This window comes from [Pseudomonas] carboxydohydrogena, assembly GCF_029030725.1.
Lineage (GTDB): Bacteria > Pseudomonadota > Alphaproteobacteria > Rhizobiales > Xanthobacteraceae > Afipia > Afipia carboxydohydrogena.
The window spans coordinates 1,693,825-1,709,054 of record NZ_CP113162.1 but is presented as its reverse complement, the minus strand read 5'-3'; the positions used below and the strand labels follow the sequence as shown (position 1 = coordinate 1,709,054).

The following is a 15,230-nucleotide window of genomic DNA, read 5'->3' as shown; positions in this document are numbered from 1 at the left end:
GCGTGATTGTATAAGGCGTCTGTCTTCGCCACGGCCGGACCTGGGACCGATCCGGCGTCTTGCCATGTCGGTCTCAAGGGTTTGCGATGCGCGCGGTAATCGCCGTTCTGATTTGTGTGGCCGCGGCTCATGCCGCCCTCTGGGGTCTGCTCGAAAAGAAGGAAACCGCGCCGGATTTCCGCGGCCTGCTGCCGAGCGTCTCCTACGCCCCGTTCGAAGGAAGCGGCCACCCCGACGTCGATAACATCCCGAGCGTCGAGAAAATCCGGGACGATCTCCGCAAGCTGTCGAAAATCACCAAGGCGATCCGCCTTTACTCATCCACCGGCGGCGTCGAACTGGTTCCGCCGATCGCCAACGAGTTCGGGTTGAAGGTCACGGTCGGCGCCTGGCTCGACAAGAATCTCGACCGCAACGAACGCGAAATCGCGGCCGCCATCGATCTCGCCAAGCACAACAGCAACGTCGTCGCCGTCGTCGTCGGCAACGAAACACTTTACCGCGCCGATCTGAAGGTCGATGAGCTGATCGATTACGTCCAGCGGGTGAAGCGCCAGGTCAGCGTTCCGGTGACGACCGGCGAAATCTGGAGCATGTGGCGCGACGAACCGAGATTGTCATCGTCTGTCGATTTCATTGCCGCGCACGTCCTGCCTTACTGGAACAATATCCCCGCCGGATCGGCCGTCGATTATGCCATGACGATCTCCAAGCTGCTGCGGGACAGTTTCCCCGGCAAGCGGGTGGTGATCGCGGAATTCGGCTGGCCGAGCCAGGGCTACAACCTGAAGAGCGCGGACCCCGGCCCGTTCGAGCAGGCATCGATCCTGCGCAATTTCGTCACCCGCGCCGAGTCGATCGGGCTCGACTACAACATTGTCGAAGCCATCGACCAGCCGTGGAAGTTTTTCGAAGGCGGCGTCGGCCCTTATTGGGGCATTCTGAACGCTTCGCGTGAACCCAAATTCCCCTGGACCGGCCCGATCGTCGATCCGGATTACTGGAAGGTCGCGGCAATCGCGGTGCTGGTCGGCATCCTGATGTCGCTGCCGATCTTCCGTCTGGTGCATCCGACGATCCCGCAGGTCTTCGTCCTGACGGTCGCCGCCAATGGCGTCGGTGCATGGATGGCCACCGTGTTTTCCTACTGGAACACGCATTACTTCGTATTCGGTTCCGCTTTCGCACTGACGCTCGGCATGATCCTGCTGGTGCCGCTCATTCTGATCGCGATGGCGCGCATCGAGGAGATTGCCACCGTCGCCTTCGGCCGCCGCCCGCAACGGCTGATCGACAGGCCCCTGCCCGCGCCCACAGACGGCAAATTCCCGAAAGTCTCGATTCACATCCCGGCCTATTTCGAGCCGCCGGAGATGCTCAAGCAGACGCTCGATGCCGTCGCCCGGCTCGACTACCCGAATTTCGAGTGCGTGGTCATCATTAACAACACACCCGACCCGGCGTTCTGGCAGCCGATCCAGGATCACTGCCGCACGCTGGGCGAGCGATTCATTTTCATCAACGCGGAGAAGGTGATCGGCTTCAAGGCGGGCGCGCTGCGCATCGCGATGGAGCGCACCGCAGCCGACGCAGAGATCATCGGCATTATCGACGCCGACTATGTGGTGACGCCGAACTGGCTGAAGGATCTCGTGCCCGCCTTCGCCGACCCGCATGTCGGACTCGTGCAGGCCCCTCAGGATCATCGCGACGGCAACCAGTCGCTGATGCATTACGCCATGAACGGAGAATATGCCGGGTTCTTCGACATCGGCATGGTCCAGCGCAACGAACAAGACGCCATCATCGTCCACGGCACGATGTGCCTGATCCGCCGCGCCGCGATGGAAATGGCGGGCGGCTGGGCCGGCGACACCATTTGCGAGGACACAGACCTCGGCCTCGCCATCATCGAGCATGGCTGGAGCACGCATTACACCAATACGCGCTACGGCTTCGGCCTTTTGCCCGATACCTATGAAGCGTTCCGCAAGCAGCGCCACCGCTGGGCCTATGGCGGCTTCCAGATCGTCAAGAAGCATTGGCGGCGCTTCCTGCCTGGCGCGAGCCGCCTCTCCCCCGGACAGCGGCGCGAATTCACCCTTGGCTGGCTGAACTGGCTCGGCGCAGAAAGTCTCGGCGTCGTGGTCGCGATCCTCAATCTGATCTGGGTGCCGGTGGTGTCCTTCGCCAACATCGCCATCCCCGACAAGATCCTGACATTGCCGATCATCGCCGCGTTCGTGGTCTCGCTCGTGCACTTCGTCGCGCTCTACCGGCTACGCGTCAAAGTCACGCTCGGCCAGTTGCTCGGTGCGATGATCGCGGCGATGTCGGTGCAATGGACCGTCTCTCGCGCCGTCGCCAATGGTCTGATCACCGAGCATTTGCCGTTCGCACGCACATCCAAGGGTGGCCTCTCCCGGATGTCGGTGGAATTCCAGGCATTCTGGGAGGCGGTGATCGGTGCGCTTCTGCTGGTGGGCGCGGTGGTCCTCGTCGCCTTCAACAAGGATCATGTCCGCGAGATTTACGTCTTCGCCGCAGTACTGGTCCTCGAAAGCCTGCCATTCCTCTCGGCGGTCGGGATCGCGATTCTGGAGACATCCCGTGCCAACCAGTTCGGATTCTGGAAGCAATCGGCCATTCGGGCGGCTGAACTGATCGGCCTGCGCCGTGAGGCCATGCCGATGGTCGGTGCCCCATCTTCCGTGCGCACGGACCTGACCCCGAAAGGGTGACAGATTAGGTCTCTCGCCAGATGCGACGATAAATCACATACTATGCGACAATCGGTCATCACGACTTTTTGTATATTTCATGAATTTAATTTTTAATCACAATTTCCACCAAACCTGATTTTGTTTAAAAATTTCCAGTAAGTAATTGAATAATATAATAATTATTATTCCATCACGTTGCGATATCCGCCGACATAATGTTGCGGCGCACTATTGAGAATTGGAATATTATATACCAGAGTTTTCGCCTGCGAACGGGGCTGCGAGCCCAACAACAGTTCACGGCAGGAGGAAACATGACGACGAATTCGGCGGCAGCCCACGCCCCCACGACGAACCGCTGGGGAATGCTTTTTATCGGGGTCCTTTGCATGATCCTGATCGCCAACTATCAATATGGCTGGACTCTGTTCGTGCGCCCGATGGCGCAGGCACACGGCTGGACCATTGCCGGCATCCAACTCGCCTTCAGTGTCTTCATCGCCCTTGAAACCTGGGGCACGCCGGTGACCGGGTGGATTTCAGATTATCTGGGCCCGCAGCTTGGGCCGAAAATCGTGGTGGCGGCGGGGGGCCTGCTGGTCGCCATTGGCTGGATCATCAATTCCTATGCCGATACGCTGACGATGCTTTATGTCGGCGCGGTGCTTTCAGGCATCGGCGCGGGTGGCGTCTACTCGGTCTGCGTCGGAAACGCCGTGAAGTGGTTTCCCGACCGTCGCGGTCTCGCCGTGGGCCTGACGGCCGCCGGTTTCGGCGCGGGAGCGGCGCTGACCGTTATTCCCGTGCGCATGGTGATCGAATCGCACGGCTACCAGTCCGCATTCTTCTGGTTCGGCCTGGTCCAAGGCGCGATTATCTTTGTGGTCGCATGGTTCCTCCGCGCTCCGCTTCCCAATGAAATGCCGGGTGCCGGCGGCGCGCCGGTCCGCGTTGCGCAAACCAGCACCAGCTTCACGCCGGGGCGGGACTTCATGCATCAACGGATCGACAGGCACCATAACGATACTTTCCACCATTCAAGGAAGGGCCGGCTCGCCGCCATGTTCCTGGGATGTATCGTCAGCATCAGCGCAGTGGTCAATTTCATCAGCGCGTTTCGCAGCAGGCAGGTTCTGTATGGCGGCCGGATCGCCCCCACCGGCTGGATCTCGTATCACGCCCACCCGGTTTTGTTTACGTGGGTTCTGGCTATTGAAGCCTGCGCGACGATTGTCTGCATCGGCGTGATCTACGCTGTCTTCTTCAAGGATATCGATCAGGCTTAAATTCCAGACCATCGCGATGGAAGGCCGCATCACCCCAGCGGATTTGCCGGCGCGGCCTATCCGGTTTTTTTGAAAGCGGCGCCGTGTTCCTTTGAATTGCTCACTCCTGGGCAATGTTAGAACATCACACTTTCGATGGGTGACAGACAAACGCCGGCACGATAAAAGTGCGGCCGTGAGAGCGAGACAGGCGAATACATCCATCCGCGCTTTTAGTGTACTGCGAACCATGTTTGCGGGCCTGCTTTCGCTTGCGATGCTGCTGTCCTGCTTTCATGGCTCGGCATGCGAAGCCGATATTCGCAACGCGTTGCCCGGCACCGTGATTGCCGAGCAATCTCAACCGGCGCCACACCCGCCCGCCCAGCATCAGTTGGCAGACCACTGCCTGTCACACCTCGTCGGCGACCTCAGCCATCCGGCGGCGACCTTCACCGTGCAGGTTGCGAAGGTGAAGCTGACCTGGCACGATGAAACCAATCGGCCCCTCGCCTCGGCCGATTCTCCGTTCAAGCCCCCGCGCGCCTGAGGTCCAGGCGGCGCCCCGGCGAACCGCCTCTCCAAACCTCAACGCATCAATCAACTGCACAGGCTTGGCCTGCCGCGGGCGGAACGGACTCATGAAACGAACATATTTTTGGGCGGCGCTTGCCGCGGCTGGCCTGATTGCGGCTGCCGGAATGATGAATTGGCGATCGGCACCTCTCGCACCCGCAACTGCGTCTCAAACCGCCTCATCGGAACACGCCGATGAACGCATCAAGCTGAGCGACGAACAGGTGGCGGCCGCGCAAATCAAACTTGCTCCTGTTGAGACCACGCAACTGGCCGAACATTTTCTTGCGACCGGCACCATCGTGCCGGATGCCGACCGTATCGGCAGGGTTGCTGTCCGCGTATTGGGCACCGTCACCGAGTTACGCAAGCGCGTCGGCGATCCGGTTGAGAAGGATGCGGTTGTCGCCGTGCTGGAAAGCCGCGAGCTTTCCGAGGTGAAAAGCGAGTTTCTTGCGGCCCGTTTGACCAACGATCTCCAGCAGACCCTGGCCGCGCGCTACAAGATGCTGTGGGAGTCCCGCTCCTATCCCGAGAATGAATATCTCAAGTCACGCCTGACGGCGCAGGACGCACGAATACGTCTCGATTCCGCGCGCCAAAAACTGCTCGCGCTTGGCCTCAATGAGGCTGAAATCGAGGAACTGCCAAATCTCCCCATCGAGGAGTTGCGCAAGCAATCACTGCGTTCGCCCATCAAGGGCCGCATCGCGGAGCGCCGCGTCGATCTCGGTGCGCTCGTCGGACGGGAAGGTCAGGAGAGCGAATTGTTTGTGATCGTCAATCTCGACACCGTCTGGATCGACCTCGCGATCTCCCCGACTGATCTGAGCAAGGTCGCCGAGAACGCCAGCATCAACGTGACGGCCGGGCCCGACGGCCCCAATGGCGTGGCAAAAATCATTTTCGTCAGCCCCCTGATCGACAAGGACACAAGGTCCGCAAAAGTAACCGCCTCGCTCGATAATGCTGAATCGAAATGGCGGCCGGGCATGTTCGTGACGGCGGAGATCCCGGTGCCGGGCCGTGGCGCCGTGCTAGCCGTGCCGAAGGCTGCCGTGCAGACGATCGAAGGCGCGCCGACGCTGTTCGTGCGAGAGGGGCAGGAATTCGTCGCCCGCAAGGTGCAGCTCGGCCACGAAGACGATAACCAGCAGGAAATCGTGGCGGGCGTGAATGCCGGAGAGGTCATCGCCGTTTCCAACACCTTCACGCTCAAGGCCGAACTCGGCAAAAGCGAAGCTGAGCACTGAGGCCGCCATGATCAAAGCAGTGCTTTCCTTCTCGATCGCCCAGCGATGGGTGGTGATGGTCATAAGCGCAGTCGTGATTGCGTTCGGCGCTCTCGCCCTCGCCCGCTTGCCTATCGATGCTGTGCCGGACATCACCAACAATCAGGTTCAGATCAACACGCTGGCTCCGGCGCTCTCGACCGTCGAGGTCGAGAAGCAAATTACCGCGCCGCTTGAAACCGCCCTGGCTGGCATGCCGCAACTGGAGAGCACACGCTCCCTCTCCCGCAACGGCTTCTCGCAAATCACCGCGATTTTCGACGACAAAGCCGACATTTATTTCGCGCGGCAGCAAGTCAGCGAACGGCTCAGCGAGGCACGCTCGTCGCTGCCGTCGAATAGCGAGTCGCATATGGGGCCGATCTCCACCGGCCTTGGCGAAATCTACATGTGGAGCGTGCAGTACGCGGACCCGGCAAAAGTATCGCGCGGGCATAGCGGCCCCCAAAGCGACGGCAGCTATATGACGCCCGAGGGCCAGCGGCTGATCACGCCGGTGGAACGCGAGGCTTATTTGCGCACGGTGCAGGATTGGATCGTGCGGCCGCAGATCAAATCCGTCTCCGGCGTGGCCGGTGTCGATGCCATCGGCGGCTACACCAAACAATATCAGGTGCAACCAGACGCGGCACGTCTGGCATCCTACGGGCTTTCGTTCGCGGATGTCGCCAGGGCGCTCGAGGAAAACAATGTCAGCCGCGGCGCGCGCTATATCGAACGCAACGGGGAAGGCATCGCGGTCCGATCAACCGGGCGCATCCAGACGCTCGACGATCTGGCTAACGTCGTCATCACGACCCGCGGCGGAAAGCCCATTCGCATCGCCGACATCGGGACCACGAATATCGGCGGCGAGTCCCGGACAGGCAGCGCGAGTGTCAATGGCCATGAATCCGTGATCGGCACGGCTCTGATGCTGGTCGGCGGCAACAGCCGCACGGTTGCGGCGGCAGTTGATGCGCGGTTGAAACAGCTAGCCGCATCATTGCCGCCCGGCGTCGAAATCAAGCCGCTGTTGAACCGGACCCAACTGGTCGATGCCACGATCCATACCGTCGCCAAGAACCTGCTGGAGGGCGCCGTCCTCGTCATCATCGTCCTGCTGGTTCTGCTTGGCAATTTGCGCGCCGCCGTCATCACCGCCGCCGTGATTCCGGTTGCCATGCTGATGACCTCCATCGGCATGGTTGAAAGCCGCATCAGCGCCAACCTCATGAGTCTCGGCGCGCTTGACTTCGGGCTGATCGTCGATGGCGCCGTCATCATCAGCGAGAACTGCCTGCGTCATCTCGCCGAGCGCCAGCACAGGCTGGGGCGGCTGCTGACACAGCCCGAACGGCTCGAGGCCGTGCGGGACGCCGCGCAAGAGATGATCCGGCCCAGCGTTTACGGCCAGGTCATCATCATCCTCGTCTATGTGCCGCTGCTGTCGTTTACCGGCGTCGAGGGCAAGATGTTCGAGCCGATGGCGCTGACGGTCATCCTCGCACTGGTGAGCGCCTTCATCCTGTCGCTGACACTCGTCCCGGCCGCGATTGCGATCTTCGTCACCGGCCGCGTCACCGAAAAGGACAATGCCGCTGTCGGCTGGCTGAAACGGCGCTACGAGCCCTTGCTGCGAAAGGCCGTCGCCCGTCCGACCCCGGTCATCGCCGGCGCAGGTTTGCTGATCTGCCTGAGCCTTGTGTTGTTCATGCGGCTGGGTCAGGAATTCATCCCATCGCTGGATGAGAAAAACATCGCGATCAATGCATTGCGCATCCCCAGCACGGCGCTCGCCGAATCCCAGCGCATGCAGCTGGACATTGAAAAAGCGATCACGCACCTGCCGGAAGTGCAGACCGTCTTTTCAAAAACCGGCACGGCCGAGGTTGCATCCGATCCGATGCCGCCGAACGCTTCGGACACGTTCGTCATCTTAAAACCGGCCGACCAATGGCCCGACCCTTCATTGTCCAAGGATGAACTTCTTCGGCGGATTTCAGGCACGCTCGAAAAGCTCCCCGGACAGATCTACGAGTTCACCCAGCCGATCCAGATGCGTTTCAACGAACTGCTTGCGGGCGTTCGCGGCGATATCGCGGTCAAGGTTTTCGGCGACGAGTTCGAACCGATGTTGCGCGCGGCCAATCAGATCGCCACGGTCCTGCGGAGCACGCAGGGCGCAACGGACGTCAAGGTCGAACAGATCAATGGTCTGCCGACCTTGGACATCGCCATCAACCGCGGTGAGATCGCGCGCCTGGGAGTCTCGGTCGCGGCTATCCAGTCGGTGATCGGTGCAGCCGTCGGCGGGCAGGAAGCCGGGACGGTCTTCGAAGGCGACCGTCATTTCGCGATTGTCGTGAAACTGCCCGAGGACCGCAGAGCGGACATCGAGGTTCTTCGCAATCTGCCGGTGACGCTGCCTCCTTTGTCACCCGGCGCCTCGGTGCAAACAGTGCCGCTCAACCGGGTGGCCGATTTTCGCTTTATCGAAGGGCCGAACCAAATCAGCCGCGAACAGGGCAAGCGCCGCGTCGTGGTCACCGCCAATGTTCGCGGCCGTGACATGGCGTCCGTTGTCGATGACGCAAGGTCGGCGATCGGGCAATCCGTCAAGCTGCCGCCGGGCTACTGGGTCACATGGGGCGGGCAATACGAAAACCTTGCAAGCGCCCGCGCGCGCTTGATGCTCGTGGTGCCCGGATGCTTTATCCTGATCTTCCTTCTCCTGTTCAGCGCGCTGGGCACCGCACGCGACGCCGCGCTGGTGTTCAGCGCCGTGCCTTTGGCCCTGACCGGCGGCATCGTCGCGCTTTGGCTGAGGGGGTTGCCATTCTCCGTCTCGGCGGCAGTGGGCTTTATTGCCCTCTCCGGCATCGCAGTCCTGAACGGCCTCGTCATGCTGAGCGCCATTCGCCAGCTTGCGCTGACGCGTGAAGGCACCGCCGCGACCATCGAGGGTGCGCTTGTCCGCCTGCGGCCAGTGGTAATGACTGCGCTGGTGGCAGCGCTTGGATTCGTCCCCATGGCGCTTGCCACCGGGACGGGCGCCGAAGTGCAGCGGCCGCTGGCGACCGTCGTGATCGGCGGCCTAGTCACCGCGACGTTTCTGACCTTGCTGGTTCTGCCCGCCCTGATCACACGCTTCGGCAACAGGGCATGCAGGCATTCGGGCCTAGAAGATTGAACTCACTGACAAAAAAGCCGTTGAGGACACTCGCGAAAAGGGCAGTTTTCGGTTCTCATGGCTTGACCCTCGGGAGTGAGACCCCTACACACCGCCACGAGTGAGCGCGTAGCTCAGGTGGTAGAGCACGTGACTTTTAATCATGGGGTCGAGGGTTCGAGTCCCTCCGCGCTCACCAATTCTATTGGCCCTGCGCCGCGCCTATTGGCTCCGCCCGCGAGTGATGCCCGTCTGGCCGGGCGATCAGGACTGGCGAAACCCGATCCGGAAGCTGCCCCAATGGCGGCCGCGAATGCGGATCGGCGCCGAGGCGTCCTTGAGCAGCACGAAACTGCCATTGCCCATGTCGCGGCGATAGGTCTGCAACAGGAACGGCGCCGTGCTGTTGGCCACCTTCTCGGCGGCACGATCCTTGAAAATGCGCCGGTTGCGGCAGTTGGCGGCATTCCAGACCGGATCGTCGCCCTGCGGATGCCGGTAGTTCGGATTGTGGGTGGGCAAATAGCCGTCGCGCGCCCACGCCACACTAAACATCACGCGCGGGTCCATCTTCTGCACCGGGTCCTGGATCGGCGGCAGAATCCGGTCCGTGATCTCGACATAGGCGCTGATGTATTGCTTCGGATCGGTGCCTTCGATTTCGCGATAATTCTGATCGAAGAACTGCTGCTCCGTGATTTCGCCGCGCTCGATCGCGGCCTCGAACGCCTTGCCGACCCTGGCGGCCGTCTCGACCGCCGCCTGAATGAAAGGCGTGTCCGATGTCTCGACACCGCTTTCGGCGATGGCCTTGATGAGCGTCTCGGAGGCACCAAGCAGCCCCTCGACGCGATCATCGGCATGTTTCAGATCGCTGGACGACAGATCGACGCCCTTGGCAAGATCGCCCAATTCGGCGAGCACCACGTCGCAGTGCTCCATGTTGGTCGCGGCGGCGGTTGCAATCGCGCTGATGTCACGTTCCACGGTGGCAAAACCTTCGTGGACGCGATTGATCGTCCCCTGAATATGGTTGGCGCCCTCGCCCGCCTCTCTGGCGAAACGGGTCGCAACGCCGCTATCCTCGATCAAATGCCCGATCTCGCCGTCCAGATTCTGCACGGTCTGGCCGATCTGCAACGTCGCCTGCCGTGTCGCCTCCGCAAGACTCTTCACTTCGTTGGCGACAACCGCAAAGCCGCGCCCGGCATCACCCGCGCGCGCCGCTTCGATGGTGGCATTGAGCGCGAGAAGATTGGTCTGCTTGGCGATGGTTTCGATAGTGCCCGACACCTTGCCGACCTGCGACAGGACCTGACTGATTGCGGCAAGCCTGTCCTCGATCCGGCTGACGGCGCTGACAAGCTCGGTAATGTTGCCGACCGCGCTGGTCACGACATCACGAGACTGCGTGATTTCGGCGGCGGCGTTGGCCGTGAACGACTGCACCGTCCGCGCCGCGCCGTCGATGTTGCGATTGGCAGCGACCATAGTGTCCGCGGTGACCTGCAAATGGCCGAACTGTTCGGACTGCCGCGAGACGCGGCTGGCGACATCGTGCAGGTTACCCAGCACATCGGCGAGTTCGACTCCGAGATTGCCGAGGCCATTGCCTAATTCATCGACCAGCTTTTCCGAGACAGTCGAGGCTTCCGGGGCAATCAGGGCTTGCGCATGAAGTGGCTGCGGATTTGTCATCTTGGATCAGGTCCATCAATACATTCGACGGTCGTGCAAATACGGAAGACGCACGAACTCGGGGCTACGAATCTCAAGCAGGATCGAAAACCTGTGGAACTGTATGCTAGACCGAAACGGTAAACATCTACTTGGCATGCATTTTAGCCCAATGGCCGATGCCCACGGCCAACCCTCCGTTCAAGACCTCGTTCTTCGAAGCGCTTCAAGGTGTTTAAACACCGCGAAACGTCAAAAGGCGGTCAATGGAGCACAGAGGTCCTTCGCTAAATCTCCTCGAACAGTACCGTCGAGAGATAGCGCTCCGCGAACGAGGGAATCACGGTGAGAATCGTCTTGCCTGCGTTTTCCGGCCGCTTGCCGAGTTCAAGCGCGGCAGCAACCGCCGCCCCCGAGGAGATTCCCCCCGCGATTCCCTCCATGCGCGCGAGAGAGCGCGACATTTCGATCGCCGCCGTGCTGTTCACGGCCACGACCTCATCGATCACCGAACGGTCGAGGATGTCCGGCACGAACCCCGCGCCGAGCCCCTGAATCTTGTGCGGCGAATGCTTGCCGCCCGACAGCACCGGGCTTTCCGCAGGCTCGACCGCGACAATCCGCAGCGATGGCTTGCGCGGTTTCAGCACCTGCCCGACGCCGGTGATCGTGCCGCCGGTGCCGACACCGGCCACGAAAATATCGAGGTTGCCGGCGGTGTCGTTCCAGATTTCCTCCGCTGTCGTCCGGCGATGCGCGGCCGGGTTGGCGGGGTTCTTGAACTGCTGCGGCATCACGGCGTTGGGCGTGGTGCGCACCAATTCCTCGGCGGTCGCGATCGCACCGTTCATGCCCTGCGCAGCCGGCGTGAGCACGATCTCCGCGCCAAGGAAAGCAAGCATCTTGCGCCGCTCGACCGACATCGAATCCGGCATCACGAGCTTGAGGCGATAGCCGCGCGAGGCCGCGACGAAGGCAAGCGCAATGCCGGTGTTGCCGGATGTCGGCTCGATCAGCACCGTGTCCTTGTTGATGGCCCCGGCCTCCTCCATGGCTTTCACCATCGCGGCTCCGATGCGATCCTTCACGCTGGTGGCCGGATTGAAATATTCAAGTTTGGCTAAAATCGTCGCCTTGACGCCGTGCTGCTCCGGCAGCCGCCGCAGCCGCACGATTGGCGTGCAACCCGCTGCATCGACGATGCTGTCATAGATTCCGCCCCGTCCGACATGGCAATGGGAAGCGGTCTTGTCCGGTGACGAATTCATGGCGCACTCCTGGCGAAATGAGTTTCAAAACAGGCGATCATTAAATCCGCCTTTTCGGGTTACGCAAAGTCTCCGAACACGCACCTGTGTGCATTGCGACAAAACAAATCGCAAAACAAACGCATTTGTGTTGCGTCTTTTTCAAATTGCCAGTGTATTTTTTCTCCCGTAGCGCCAATTGACGACGCCAAACTGAGGGAGGTCACGATGACGGCAACCGCTGAAATCCGCCCGACGCTCGCGCCGTTCTTTCCGCGCGGAGCCGAGCGCATGATTTGCGCGATCTGCGCCGACACGATGGTGGCGGCCGAGGCCTCGGCCTTTTCCGACAATGTCGTGAGCTATCTGTGGACCTGCGATACCTGCGGCCACGGTTTTGTGACCAAGCACGCGCTGAAGGATTGTCCGGACGCGCCGAAGCACGGCGATTTCTAGGCTCAATAATTTCTAGGCTTGGCAACCTTCAGCGGGGCGGAAGATCGCCCCCCGCCCAGCCTGCTTTGGTAGATGCGCGAAAATCCGCGAACGTCCCCTCCGCGATCGCCTGACGGACGCCATTCATCAGCGTCTGGAAATAGGCGATGTTGATCTCGGACAGCAGCATCGCGCCGAGCGCCTCGCCCGCCTTCACGAGATGATGCAGATAGGCGCGCGAATAGCTGCGCGCGGGCAGCCATGGGCTTTCCTCGTCCAGCGGTCGCGGATCGTCGGCATGGCGCGCGTTGCGCAGGTTGACGACGCCGCGCCGCGTGAAGGCATGACCGTGGCGACCGTTGCGGGTCGGCAGCACGCAATCGAACATATCGATGCCGCGCGCGATCGCCTCGATCATATCGTCCGGCGTGCCGACGCCCATCAGGTAACGCGGACGATCCTGCGGCAGCAATGGTGCAGACTCCTCGATCATCGAGAGCATCACTTCCTGCGGCTCGCCCACCGCGAGCCCGCCGATGGCATAACCATGGAAACCGATCTCACCGAGCGCCGCGGCGCTTTGCCGCCGCAATTGCGCGACGTCGCCGCCCTGCACGATGCCGAACAGCATATGACCGGAGGGCGCGCCCTCGAAGGCACACTTGCATCGCTCGGCCCAGCGCAAAGACAATTGCATCGCGCGCTCGACCTCGGCACCGGTCGCAGGCAGCCGCACGCACTCGTCGAGTTGCATGGCGATATCGGAGCCAAACAGGCGCTGTACTTCGATGGCGCGCTCTGGCGTGAGATCCAGCACAGCGCCGTCGATATGCGACTTGAAACGGACCCCCTCTTCCGTGACCTTGCGCAGTTTCGACAGCGACATCACCTGGAAGCCGCCGGAATCCGTGAGCATTGGCCCGTTCCAGCCGGTGAACTTTTGCAGGCCGCCAAGCGCCGCGATCCGCTCCGCAGTGGGTCGCAGCATCAGATGATAGGTGTTGCCGAGCACGATGTCGGCGCCAGTCTCGCGGATCTCGCGCCAGTGGATGCCCTTCATCGCGCCCGCGGTGCCGACCGGCATGAACGCGGGCGTGCGGACCTCACCGTGCAGCGTCGTCAGCACGCCGGTGCGCGCCTCACCGTCGCGGCCGAGCAGCTTGAAGTGATTGGCCACGCTCATGCGGCGTGGTCCGTATCAGCGAACAGCAGGCAGGCGTCGCCATAGGAATAGAAGCGATAGCCCTTCGCGATGGCGTGGGCGTAGGCCGCTTGCATCGTCTCCAGACCCGAAAAGGCAGAGACCAGCATGAACAGCGTCGAGCGCGGCAGATGGAAATTCGTCATCATCATATCGACCGCGCGAAACCGATAACCGGGCGTGATGAAGATCGCGGTTTCGCCCGTGAACGGCTGGATGGTGCCATTCTCCGTTGCCGCACTTTCGAGAAGCCGCATCGCCGTCGAGCCGACCGCGACGATGCGCCCACCCTTGGCACGCGCCTCATTCAGCGTGCGCGCCGTGTCCGCAGAAACGCTGCCCCACTCCGCATGCATCTTGTGGTCAGCGGTGTCGTCGGTCTTCACCGGCAGGAACGTGCCCGCGCCGACATGCAGCGTCAGGCGCTGGATGCCGATGCCGCGCTCTTGCAGAGTGGCCTCCAGCGCGGGCGTGAAGTGCAGGCCCGCCGTCGGAGCCGCGACCGCGCCTTCGTGTTTGGCGAACATGGTTTGATAGTCGCCGACATCCTTGTCGTCGGGCGCGCGGCGCGAGGCGATATAGGGCGGCAGCGGCGGCGCGCCGAGATCGGCGATGGCCTGATCGAGCACCGGCCCGTGAAACGCAAACGACAGTGTGATTTCGCCTGCGTCACCCTTGGCCTCGATTGTGGCATCGAGATTGCCGAGCAGACACACCCGTCCCTCGTTGCCGAAGCGCACGACATCGCCTTCGGACAATTTGCGTGCGGGCTTCACCAGCGCCTGCCAGCGCGAGCCGTCGATACGTTTGATGAGTGTTGCGTCGATACGCGGCTCGGTCGCCCCGCCAACCCTGCGCCCCGACAATTGCGCCGCGATCACCTTGGTGTCGTTGACGACAAGCTGGTCGCCCGCGCGCAGCATATCCGGCAGGTCGCGCACCGAGCGATCCTCAAGACCATCGCCGGGCCGAACCACCAGAAGCCGGGCGCTCTCGCGCGGCTCGACGGGACGCAAGGCGATGCTTTCGGGGGGAAGATCGAAATCGAACAGGTCGGTGCGCATGGTGGCCCGTTATGGCCCCACGGCCCCTGCCGGGCAACGGCTATGTTGGGGTAGCCCGGAAACAACCATGCCCGGCGCAAGGCCGGGCATGGAATACGCTAACTTCTTTGAAGGCCAGCGTTACGCGGCGTCGGCCGCCATGTGCGCCTTGACGATCTTGTCGGGGTTCTGCACCGGCTCGCCGCGCTTGATCTTGTCGACGTTTTCCATGCCGGAGGTCACCTTGCCCCAGACGGTGTACTGATTGTCGAGGAAGCGAGCGTCGTCGAAGCAGATGAAGAACTGGCTGTCGCCGGAATCCGGGTTGGCCGCGCGCGCCATCGATACCGTGCCGCGCACATGCGGCTCGGCGTTGAATTCGGCCTTCAGCTTCTGGCCGGAGCCGCCGGTGCCGGTGCCGTGCGGACAGCCGGTCTGCGCCATGAAGCCGTCGATCACGCGATGGAAAACGATGCCGTCGTAGAAACCTTCACGCACCAGTTCCTTGATGCGCGCGACATGGCCCGGCGCGAGGTCCGGACGCATTTCGATGACCACCTCGCCCTGCGTGGTGTCGAGGATCAGGGTGTTGTCGTTGTCTGCCATGGTTTTTCTTTCCT

The 15,230-nt window shown here is 61.9% G+C and carries 11 protein-coding genes and 1 tRNA gene; 7 read left to right on the top strand and 5 right to left on the bottom strand.

Annotated features, from left to right (window positions below):
- The first annotated feature begins 86 nt into the window (after positions 1 to 86).
- From AFIC_RS08430 to AFIC_RS08405, 6 genes are all read left to right on the top strand, one after another.
- Positions 87 to 2,741: a glycosyltransferase gene (locus AFIC_RS08430; RefSeq protein WP_275245808.1), complete on the top strand. Its 2,655-nt coding sequence runs from the start codon at positions 87 to 89 to the stop codon at positions 2,739 to 2,741.
- Between the two features lie 296 nt (positions 2,742 to 3,037).
- Entirely contained in the window at positions 3,038 to 4,009 is a 972-nt protein-coding gene (locus AFIC_RS08425; protein ID WP_275245807.1) for an MFS transporter, read from the top strand.
- Positions 4,010 to 4,265: 256 nt separating this feature from the next.
- A complete protein-coding gene (locus AFIC_RS08420) occupies positions 4,266 to 4,538 on the top strand; it encodes a hypothetical protein (RefSeq protein ID WP_275245806.1) in 273 nt (90 codons plus the stop codon).
- A 151-nt stretch (positions 4,539 to 4,689) separates the two neighbouring features.
- Positions 4,690 to 5,817, top strand: a complete 1,128-nt coding sequence (locus AFIC_RS08415) for an efflux RND transporter periplasmic adaptor subunit (RefSeq protein ID WP_275245805.1) — start codon at positions 4,690 to 4,692, stop codon at positions 5,815 to 5,817.
- A 7-nt stretch (positions 5,818 to 5,824) separates the two neighbouring features.
- Complete coding sequence (locus tag AFIC_RS08410; RefSeq protein ID WP_275245804.1) at positions 5,825 to 9,028, top strand: efflux RND transporter permease subunit; 3,204 nt, start codon at positions 5,825 to 5,827, stop codon at positions 9,026 to 9,028.
- Positions 9,029 to 9,130: 102 nt separating this feature from the next.
- A tRNA-Lys gene (locus AFIC_RS08405) sits at positions 9,131 to 9,206 on the top strand.
- Between the two features lie 65 nt (positions 9,207 to 9,271).
- On the opposite strand, the gene AFIC_RS08400 is transcribed toward AFIC_RS08405, so the two are convergent.
- Together AFIC_RS08400 and cysK are read right to left on the bottom strand one after the other, a co-directional pair.
- Positions 9,272 to 10,705, bottom strand: coding sequence for a methyl-accepting chemotaxis protein (locus tag AFIC_RS08400; RefSeq protein WP_275245803.1), 1,434 nt, complete (start codon positions 10,703 to 10,705; stop codon positions 9,272 to 9,274).
- A 266-nt stretch (positions 10,706 to 10,971) separates the two neighbouring features.
- Positions 10,972 to 11,952 (bottom strand): cysteine synthase A, encoded by a 981-nt coding sequence (gene cysK, locus AFIC_RS08395; RefSeq protein WP_275245802.1) that lies wholly within the window; start codon positions 11,950 to 11,952, stop codon positions 10,972 to 10,974.
- A 207-nt stretch (positions 11,953 to 12,159) separates the two neighbouring features.
- Here cysK and AFIC_RS08390 point away from each other — a divergent pair, with 207 nt between their 5' ends.
- Positions 12,160 to 12,387, top strand: coding sequence for a hypothetical protein (locus AFIC_RS08390; RefSeq protein WP_275245801.1), 228 nt, complete (start codon positions 12,160 to 12,162; stop codon positions 12,385 to 12,387).
- A gap of 28 nt (positions 12,388 to 12,415) precedes the next feature.
- On the opposite strand, the gene tgt is transcribed toward AFIC_RS08390, so the two are convergent.
- The 3 genes from tgt to AFIC_RS08375 all read right to left on the bottom strand — a co-directional run bounded on the left by tgt (position 12,416) and on the right by AFIC_RS08375 (position 15,216).
- The gene (tgt, locus tag AFIC_RS08385; protein WP_275245800.1) at positions 12,416 to 13,549 is read right to left on the bottom strand and encodes a tRNA guanosine(34) transglycosylase Tgt; all 1,134 of its coding nucleotides are present in this window, start codon (positions 13,547 to 13,549) and stop codon (positions 12,416 to 12,418) included.
- Complete coding sequence (queA, locus tag AFIC_RS08380; protein ID WP_275245799.1) at positions 13,546 to 14,631, bottom strand: tRNA preQ1(34) S-adenosylmethionine ribosyltransferase-isomerase QueA; 1,086 nt, start codon at positions 14,629 to 14,631, stop codon at positions 13,546 to 13,548. The genes tgt and queA overlap by 4 nt, the downstream gene beginning before the upstream one ends.
- A gap of 120 nt (positions 14,632 to 14,751) precedes the next feature.
- Complete coding sequence (locus tag AFIC_RS08375; protein ID WP_275245798.1) at positions 14,752 to 15,216, bottom strand: peptidylprolyl isomerase; 465 nt, start codon at positions 15,214 to 15,216, stop codon at positions 14,752 to 14,754.
- Positions 15,217 to 15,230 lie beyond the last annotated feature (14 nt).

Coding starts and splice junctions, on each gene's coding strand:
- AFIC_RS08375 (WP_275245798.1), bottom strand. CDS start 15,216: ATGGCAGACAACGACAACACCCTGATCCTCGACACCACGCAGGGCGAG.
- cysK (WP_275245802.1), bottom strand. CDS start 11,952: ATGAATTCGTCACCGGACAAGACCGCTTCCCATTGCCATGTCGGACGG.
- queA (WP_275245799.1), bottom strand. CDS start 14,631: ATGCGCACCGACCTGTTCGATTTCGATCTTCCCCCCGAAAGCATCGCC.
- AFIC_RS08420 (WP_275245806.1), top strand. CDS start 4,266: ATGCTGCTGTCCTGCTTTCATGGCTCGGCATGCGAAGCCGATATTCGC.
- tgt (WP_275245800.1), bottom strand. CDS start 13,549: ATGAGCGTGGCCAATCACTTCAAGCTGCTCGGCCGCGACGGTGAGGCG.
- AFIC_RS08430 (WP_275245808.1), top strand. CDS start 87: ATGCGCGCGGTAATCGCCGTTCTGATTTGTGTGGCCGCGGCTCATGCC.
- AFIC_RS08415 (WP_275245805.1), top strand. CDS start 4,690: ATGATGAATTGGCGATCGGCACCTCTCGCACCCGCAACTGCGTCTCAA.
- AFIC_RS08410 (WP_275245804.1), top strand. CDS start 5,825: ATGATCAAAGCAGTGCTTTCCTTCTCGATCGCCCAGCGATGGGTGGTG.
- AFIC_RS08425 (WP_275245807.1), top strand. CDS start 3,038: ATGACGACGAATTCGGCGGCAGCCCACGCCCCCACGACGAACCGCTGG.
- AFIC_RS08400 (WP_275245803.1), bottom strand. CDS start 10,705: ATGACAAATCCGCAGCCACTTCATGCGCAAGCCCTGATTGCCCCGGAA.
- AFIC_RS08390 (WP_275245801.1), top strand. CDS start 12,160: ATGACGGCAACCGCTGAAATCCGCCCGACGCTCGCGCCGTTCTTTCCG.